General features: G+C 36.5%; 6 protein-coding genes. 2 read left to right on the plus strand and 4 right to left on the minus strand.

Going from position 1 to position 8,233, the window contains the following annotated elements:
* Window positions 1-412: 412 nt before the first annotated feature.
* From purB to ACTTKP_RS10050, 4 genes are all read right to left on the minus strand, one after another.
* On the minus strand, window positions 413-1,846 hold the full coding sequence (purB, locus tag ACTTKP_RS10035; RefSeq protein WP_442553767.1) for an adenylosuccinate lyase: 1,434 nt from the start codon (window positions 1,844-1,846) through the stop codon (window positions 413-415).
* A gap of 291 nt (window positions 1,847-2,137) precedes the next feature.
* On the minus strand, window positions 2,138-2,974 hold the full coding sequence (locus ACTTKP_RS10040; RefSeq protein WP_442553768.1) for a hypothetical protein: 837 nt from the start codon (window positions 2,972-2,974) through the stop codon (window positions 2,138-2,140).
* Between the two features lie 61 nt (window positions 2,975-3,035).
* Window positions 3,036-5,489 (minus strand): leucine--tRNA ligase, encoded by a 2,454-nt coding sequence (gene leuS, locus ACTTKP_RS10045; protein WP_442553769.1) that lies wholly within the window; start codon window positions 5,487-5,489, stop codon window positions 3,036-3,038.
* A 52-nt stretch (window positions 5,490-5,541) separates the two neighbouring features.
* On the minus strand, window positions 5,542-6,318 hold the full coding sequence (locus ACTTKP_RS10050; protein WP_442553770.1) for a PilZ domain-containing protein: 777 nt from the start codon (window positions 6,316-6,318) through the stop codon (window positions 5,542-5,544).
* A 531-nt stretch (window positions 6,319-6,849) separates the two neighbouring features.
* Here ACTTKP_RS10050 and ACTTKP_RS10055 point away from each other — a divergent pair.
* Together ACTTKP_RS10055 and ACTTKP_RS10060 are read left to right on the plus strand one after the other, a co-directional pair.
* Window positions 6,850-7,182 carry a hypothetical protein gene (locus tag ACTTKP_RS10055; RefSeq protein WP_442553771.1) on the plus strand — a complete coding sequence of 111 codons (333 nt, stop codon included), beginning with the start codon at window positions 6,850-6,852 and terminating at the stop codon, window positions 7,180-7,182.
* A 75-nt stretch (window positions 7,183-7,257) separates the two neighbouring features.
* Window positions 7,258-8,233 (plus strand): hypothetical protein (locus ACTTKP_RS10060; RefSeq protein WP_442553772.1); only part of this gene is annotated, 976 nt, incomplete at its 3' end.

Genomic DNA, 8,233 nt, shown 5'->3' on the forward strand with positions numbered 1-8,233 from the left:
TATGTCCATATACAGAAGCTATCCTGTTAAGTACTTTCACAGCTTCATTTACTATTTCAGGTCCAATTCCGTCACCTTTTATAAGAGTAATATTAGCTTCCATATACTTTCTTCCTCCCGCTTACAAATGTTTCCCCTAATAATACAATATGACCGGCTTAAATGCAAGGGTATACTATTTAATAAACATAATAGTTTGGTATAGTGTTTATTCTAAGGGATTATAAAAAAGACAGGTTTTAATCTAAAAGAATAAAAGAAGTTGAAAGATAATTCTTCAACCTCTTTTAATGCGTTATTGTTAAACCCAAATTATTGTGGTTTAATATTTAATTTTTTCAAACATTATCATTGTTAAATAGTTATAATTATTCTAAATCTTCCTTAATTCTTCATTATATGCATCATTAATTTATACATTTATCTCCGCTTCAAGCCCAAGCTCTGCCTTATTTTCTTCAAGTATAGGTCTTATTACTTCCTTTAAGAAGTCCTCCACCTGCTCTTTGGAACGACCGGTGTACTTAGAAGGCTCCATCTGCTTTTTAAGTTCCTCGATAGTAATACCGAAGGAAGGTTCGGCTGCTATAAGTTCAAGCAGGTTGTTATCAAGCCCTCTCTCCTTTACATTTCTTCCCGCTTCCATAGATAAAGTCCTTATCTTCTCATGAAGCTCCTGCCTGTCACCACCACGTTTAACTGCATCCATCATTATGTTCTCAGTAGCCATAAACGGAAGCTCAGCCATTATATGTTTCTCTATAACCTTCTCATATACTACAAGTCCGTCTGCCACATTCATATATAAGTCAAGTATACCGTCTATAGCAAGGAAGGCTTCAGGAACAGACAAACGCTTATTTGCGGAATCATCAAGAGTTCTTTCAAACCACTGAGTAGCTGCTGTTATATAAGGGTTCATTAAATCACTCATTACATATCTTGAAAGAGATGCAATTCTCTCGCTACGCATAGGATTTCTCTTATAAGCCATAGCAGATGAACCTATCTGGCTCTTTTCAAATGGCTCTTCCACTTCTTTAAGATGCTGTAAAAGCCTTATATCATTTGAAAATTTATGAGCACTTGAAGCTATTCCAGCAAGCACATTCAGCACTCTGGAATCTACCTTTCTGGAGTAGGTCTGACCTGATACAGGGAAACAGTCTGTAAATCCCATTTTCGAAGCTATTAACTTATCTATCTTCTTAATCTTCTCGTGGTCTCCGTCAAAAAGCTCCAAAAAGCTTGCCTGAGTACCTGTAGTTCCCTTTGAGCCAAGCAGTTTCATACTGTCTATCATATAGCAGACATCATCGTAATCAAGTTTTAACTCCATAAGCCAAAGAGTTGCCCTCTTTCCTACAGTTGTAGGCTGCGCCGGCTGAAAATGAGTGAAGGCAAGTGTAGGCAGAGCCTTATATTTCTCAGCAAAATCAGCAAGCTTACTCATTACATTGAGGAGTTTTTTCTTAACAAGCTTAAGTCCTTCCGTCATTATGATAATATCGGTATTATCTCCTACGTAGCAGGATGTAGCACCAAGGTGTATTATTCCCTTTGCTTTTGGGCACTGTACTCCATAAGCATAGACATGGCTCATAACATCGTGGCGGACTTCTTTTTCCCTTGCCACTGCTACATCATAGTTTATATCATTTACATGTTCTTTAAGCTCTGCTATCTGCTCCTCGGTGATATTTAGCCCAAGTTCTCTTTCTGCTTCTGCAAGGGCAATCCAAAGTCTGCGCCAGGTAATGAATTTTTTGTCCTGTGAAAATATGTACTGCATTTCCTTACTTGCATATCTCCCTGAAAGTGGGCTGTCATAACGGTCTGTACTCATAAATTCCTCCTGTATGTAGCTGATATAAATTATTAACAAAGTATCTGTCTAGATGATAATTATTCTTCACATATTTTATTTTTTAATCAATATATTTTTCTGTCGACGGCTCGCTTCAATTATTCACGCATTTAGCCTTCGGCTAAATGTGATTACATCAAAATATCTGCGCAAGCACATAATTCTAAGCCTGCGGCTTAATTATGTGCTTTCTTGATATTTCGTGAATAATTTTGCTTAAGATTCCAAGCGTTTTTGATTAGATATCTTTACTACTACTGTATGTTCAAATCACTCTTTGCTTTTTAAATTATCTCCGGACAGTTCTATGATATCAGTTAGTTCAGCTTCGGTCAAATTAGTATAACTTGCAAGTTCCTTAAGTGTAGGTGATGAACCGTTCATTTCTTTCATCTTTTTTGCAGCATCGCTTACAAAGTTTACCTTGGCAACCATAGCATTTGCTGTGCTTTCTATCTCCAGGCTTTCTTCTATAAAATCCTGCATCGCACTTTCTATTCTGCTTTCGATAAATTCAATTGGGTTTTCCTCTTCGGCATTTTCTTTAAGTTCTTTTACTCCCATTAATAACCCAATATTCCCCTCTTCTATCAATTCTTTGAAATAGTCCTCAGTCAATTCAAAGCCTCTTGCTATTTCAACTACCTTATGTAGTTTCCTATCTATATAGGAAATTTCTGCTTCTTCATCTCCTTTTAAAAGAAGATTTATAATGCTCTGCTCTTCTTTTAGTGTCATCTTCTCTATATATTTTAGCTCATCTAAGTACATATTTAAAAATTCGGACTGATATTTTATTGTTTTTTTTGTATTCTTTATATTAGTTTTTTTCTCTAAACCCTCTTTAGTAACTTCTTCAAGCTGTGCCTTAGCTGCCTCAGCATATTTTTTTACTTCTTCTTCTATTTCTTCTTTAGGTTCATAGCCTTCTATTGCTATGTGCGAAGCCTTAAGGTATGCAAATATATGATTAAACTGGCTATCGTCAAGGTCTAATCCTTCAAAAAATTCTTTTATATCGCTTTCATGTACCTTATTCCCGCTAATCTGTGCCTGTGCCACAAGGTCAGAAAGGCGGGTACTAAATTCATATTGTTTATCTGACATTTTTCCTCCAAAACCCTGCAAAAACAGGGAGACAAACAGCATCTCCCTGTGTAATTTTCTCTTACTTTGCAACTATATTAAGTATCTTACCTTTTACATAGATAACCTTTCTTACAGGTTTTCCATCAATAGCCTTATTTACAGAAGCAATCTCAAGTGCCTGCTTCATAGCCTCTTCTTCCTCTGCCTCGGCAGCTATTTCAATAGTACCTCTTACCTTACCATTTACCTGTACGCCTATCTTTACAGTATCAACTACAAGGGCTGTCTCATCATAGGTTGGCCAGGTTTCATAGGCTATTGTTCCGCTATGTCCAAACATTTCCCAAAGCTCCTCGCCAAGATGAGGGCAGATACAGGATATCATCTTTACAAAGCCTTCTGCGTATTCAAGAGGGCATTTACCCTTGGTTACAGCATTCATAAATATCATCATCTGGCTAATAGCTGTATTGAATCCAAGTGTTTCAAAATCATCCGTTACCTTTTTAACAGTCTGATTGTAAATCAGCTTATGCTCCTCTAAGAGTTCACTATAGCCTTCTTCACCCTGTTTTACAATATTTTCAGGATTTGAGAAATAGAAGAACACCCTTCCGAGGAATTTTCTTGAACCTTCTACACCCTGCATATTCCAAGGCTTGGAAGCTTCAAGAGGTCCCATAAACATTTCATATATTCTAAGAGTATCTGCGCCGTAATCCCTTACTATATCACTTGGATTTACTACAAATTCAGGAAAACGCTTACCCATTTTAATTCCGTTTGAACCAAGTATCATACCCTGATGTACAAGTTTCTTAAAAGGCTCTTTTACAGGAGAAAGCCCCTCATTATAAAGGAAGCGATTCCAGATTCTTGAATACATAAGGTGGCCAACTGCATGCTCAGGTCCGCCAATATAAAGGTCTACCGGCAGCCAGTGCTTAAGGAGTTCCTGATTGGCAAATTCATCATTATTCTTCGGATCAATGTAGCGCATATAGTACCAGGAGCTTCCTGCACTACCCGGCATTGTTGAGGTCTCACGCTTACCTTTTATTCCGTTTTTATCATACTCTTTCCACTCTGTAGCATTTTCAAGAGGTGCCTTACCGTTCTTGCCCTTATAGTCTTCAAGTTCAGGAAGCACAAGAGGAAGCTCGCTTTCAGGAAGAAGCTTTACTTCACCTTCTTCTGTATGTACTACAGGAATAGGCTCTCCCCAATAACGCTGTCTTGCAAATATCCACTCTCTGAAATGATAGTTGACCTTTCTTCTTGCAACTCCCATTTTCACCAGTTTTTCTGTAATAGCTTCTTTTGCTTCTTCTACAGTAAGCCCGCTAAACTCCTCAGAATTCATAAGCTTACAGCCCTTACCCAGATAATCCTGTTTTTCAAAGGCCTGCCCACTTACATCACCGCCGTCAATAACCTGAATTCTAGGGATATTATGTGCCTCAGAATACTCAAAATCCCTCTGGTCGTGACTTGGAACAGCCATAACCGCACCTGTACCATAGCTTGCAAGTACAAAGTCACCTATATATACAGGAACTTCCTTGCCATTTGCAGGATTTATTGCATATATGCCTTCAAGTACACAGCCTGACTTGGTCTTGTTAAGCTCTGTCCTGTCCATATCGTTCTTCTTGAGAGTTTCAGCTATATATTTTTCTACAGCCTCTTTATTTTTAATTCTTGGCATAAGACTCTTAACAGTCTCACCGTCAGGAGCAAGTACCATAAAGGTTATACCGTAAATAGTCTCAATACAAGTTGTATAAATAGAGAATTCTCCACCATCAACTATTTTAAAATCAACCTCTACACCTTCGCTTTTGCCAATCCAGTTTCTCTGCATTTCCTTGGTAGACTCAGGCCAGTCTATCTCATTAAGTCCATCAAGAAGCTCCTCCGCAAATGCCACCTGGTCGATGGCCCACTGTTTCATATTCTTTCTGACCACCGGGAAACCGCCACGCTCACTCTTACCGTCTATTACCTCATCATTTGAAAGCACTGTCCCCAGTTCTTCACACCAGTTTACCGGCATATCCACATATTTTGCATAGCCCTTCTCATAGAGCTTTTCAAATATCCACTGAGTCCATTTATAATAATCCTTATCTGAAGTAGCTATCATCTTTGACCAGTCATAGTCAAAACCCAGCTCTTTAAGCTGATTTGAAAATGTAGCGATATTTTTCTCAGTAAATCCGTTTGGATTGTTGCCTGTACTTACCGCATACTGCTCAGCAGGAAGACCGAATGAATCATAGCCCATTGGGTGAAGCACATTATAGCCCTGCATTCTCTTCATTCTGGAAATTATATCAGTAGCTGTATAACCTTCAGGATGTCCTGCATGGAGACCTACTCCGGATGGATATGGGAACATATCAAGTACATAGTACTTAGGTTTACTAAAATCCCATACATCTGTCTTAAAAGTTTCATTTTCTTCCCAGAACTTCTGCCATTTTGGCTCAATCTCTGCCGGATTATATGGTTTTCTTTCATTCTCTGACATTTTATTATCTCCTCATCTATCTTATAAAATTCCTGACAAAACATATTTCATTCTATGATTTGTCTTCTTTTCTATCCTTACCTACAAACATGCTTATGAGATCGTTGGTTTTACGCCCCACCTTATTTTTTTCCCTCTGTTTCATAGCAACAAATTTCTCAACCGCCTCTCGCCCATCTACTATCTTACACCCTGCTAAATTAACCTTTTCATTTTGCTCAACTATTCTTACTATCTCTCCTTTTAATGTATGGAGGGTAAATTGATAATCTTCTTTCTGCTCGTTATATTTCTCAAAATTAAACTGAACTTCTACCGAATCTCCTATATTTAACTCCTGCTCTTTTTTAATTATAAGCCCTACTCCATCATTACTTATATCCTTAACCATAGCATCATGCTGAGCCTTAGTTCCTCTAAGGGCTATGTGGCAATACTGCCCCAGCCAAATTCTAAAGTTATCTCTTCTGTTAAACCTTCTTCCTTCTTTCGGAGCTCTTATTGCATGAACTGTACCATATACCGGTAAATTTACCTTATCTACATATACCTGCTCAAACAGATATGGTTTTCCTTTATGATTACCTATAAAATAGTAGCTAATTCCCTCTTTATCAAATCTTACCAACTTTCCGTCTACCTTTATCGGTTCAATCAAAAGCGGTTCATTCTCTAATTTCTTAGCAACATCTATATCATCCTTTTCAGATAACTCCAATACAAAACTTTCAAAACGATAAGACCGGCTGCCCTTTTTGGCAGTTAGGCTTATGATAGAACCCGGCAATAACTTGGTTATCATAAGGGTCTCTGAATTAATTGCATCCATGTATCAACACCAAATTCCTTTCAAATCAACAAGAGCCACCTACCCATTAACCATTATAACTGTCAAATGTAAATCTGTCTATCTAAATTAACTAGAATTTTCCTTCCAAATTCTAATTAATTCACATCTATGATTTCCAACATCTTATATGCTCAGTTTTATTCTTTAAAATCTAATATTTTTAGTATTAAATCATATAATATTTTTATTTTTTAAAATTTTAATTGGTTTTTATTCATTATTTATCTATTTTTATATGTCTTTTATTGACACTTTTTACAAGAAATGATATTATTGATTCATCTTATATTAGGCAGTTTTTGACACTACCTTTACATGCCAGTATAGTTAAATTTAAATTCCATTGCAAAAAAAGAAGATATCGACCAGATTGTATATAGTTGTAAACCTTAAAGCTGCATATGTTTGGAATGTAGATATTACCGGCATTAATGGTAAAGTCATCAAATCTATTAATACTATCCTTCCAGATTCTCCGGCACAAATTTTTTAACAAAAGGAGTGTTAGTTTTGAAAAAAATTCAAGATAGAATGATAAATTCTTTTATTTTATTTTTACTTTTTGCTTTAGCGGGGTGGTTTATAGGTTCTCTTACTAATAGTAATATAATAGCCATATTATTGATAGCCATTGCTGTTATATTTTGGCTTATTCATACAATAACATGGCTTTTTTTTTGGAAATGTCCATATTGTGATCACCAACTCCATCTAATATTTTATGAGCATTGTCCTTACTGTGGTAATAATTTATTTCATTATGAAAAAACAGTTGATAACCCTCCTTACGAGTTCAAATCAAAGCCTATATTTAAGGACAGAGATGAAAATGGCAATGAATAATATTGCTATAGAAATATCCCTTTCTATCCGATAAAATACATATAACTATTCACAAACACTTTGTCAGGAGGAACTATGCCATTAGATGTATCAAGAGTACCAAATGGAGGCATTTCAAATGGAAGGGAATCAACAGGAGCAAACAGAAGCAGTGAAATTGCAAAAACTTCAAATTCAGCCTCTTCAGGTAATATAAATTATAATAATTTGGCAAAGGGACAGGTATTTTCAGGTCAGATAAAAAATATTTCTCCGGGAGAATTAACTTTAGAATTTGAAAATGGAACTACTATGACTGCCAAATATGATAATACCTCTGAACTCTCCATAGGAGATGCGGCAAGGTTTAAGGTAGTAGACAGGGAAGACGGGCAGATTACACTAAAAGCTCTTCAATCCGGCAATACTATGGAAAATGTTGTCTATAAGGCTCTTGAAGCTTCCGGTCTGCCCTTTTCTACTAAAAACGAGGAACTCGTAACAGCCCTATTAAAAAATGAATATCCGGTAAGTAAGCAGATGATAAACGGTATGCTTCAGCAGTCTCTTAAAAATCCTGACATATCAATGACTAACCTCGTGCTAATGAATAAGGCAGGACTGGATGTAAACCTTGAAAGTACAAAGTTGTTTGAGATCTACAGTAACGGCCTGACTGAATTCACTGCTGCTACCGAAGCAAATTTCAATGATATGCTGGATATGATAGAAGGACTGCTTTCTGACGGAAATATAGAAGAGAGTGCCAATCTCGCTTCTAATATGCTTGATATTTTGAATATAGGAATAGAGCCTGATGAACTGGTTCTGACCCTTGTTGCCAATAATGAAAATATTCCTCAGACTTCTGTCCCTAATGATTTTATGCTGTTTCTTGATTACTTAGTATCAGAAGAAGCTCCTTTACCTCAAGCTGATTTAAATCAAGATAATCCTATGCTTACCGACATATTCTTATCTAAGGATACTGCTGTTTCTCATATACTGAGCGAAGAGCAAAGGCTTGAAATATTTACCTTATTTGAAAATGCTGAAGTAGATGTAGATGCTT

Origin of the sequence: Catonella sp. (genome assembly GCF_052169795.1) — a bacterium.
Classification (GTDB): Bacteria; Bacillota; Clostridia; order Lachnospirales; family Lachnospiraceae; genus Catonella.

What these genes read in the sequence shown, in the direction of transcription:
- ACTTKP_RS10040 (WP_442553768.1), bottom strand. Translation starts at nt 2,974, where the DNA reads ATGTCAGATAAACAATATGAATTTAGTACCCGCCTTTCTGACCTTGTG.
- ACTTKP_RS10050 (WP_442553770.1), bottom strand. Translation starts at nt 6,318, where the DNA reads ATGGATGCAATTAATTCAGAGACCCTTATGATAACCAAGTTATTGCCG.
- leuS (WP_442553769.1), bottom strand. Translation starts at nt 5,489, where the DNA reads ATGTCAGAGAATGAAAGAAAACCATATAATCCGGCAGAGATTGAGCCA.
- purB (WP_442553767.1), bottom strand. Translation starts at nt 1,846, where the DNA reads ATGAGTACAGACCGTTATGACAGCCCACTTTCAGGGAGATATGCAAGT.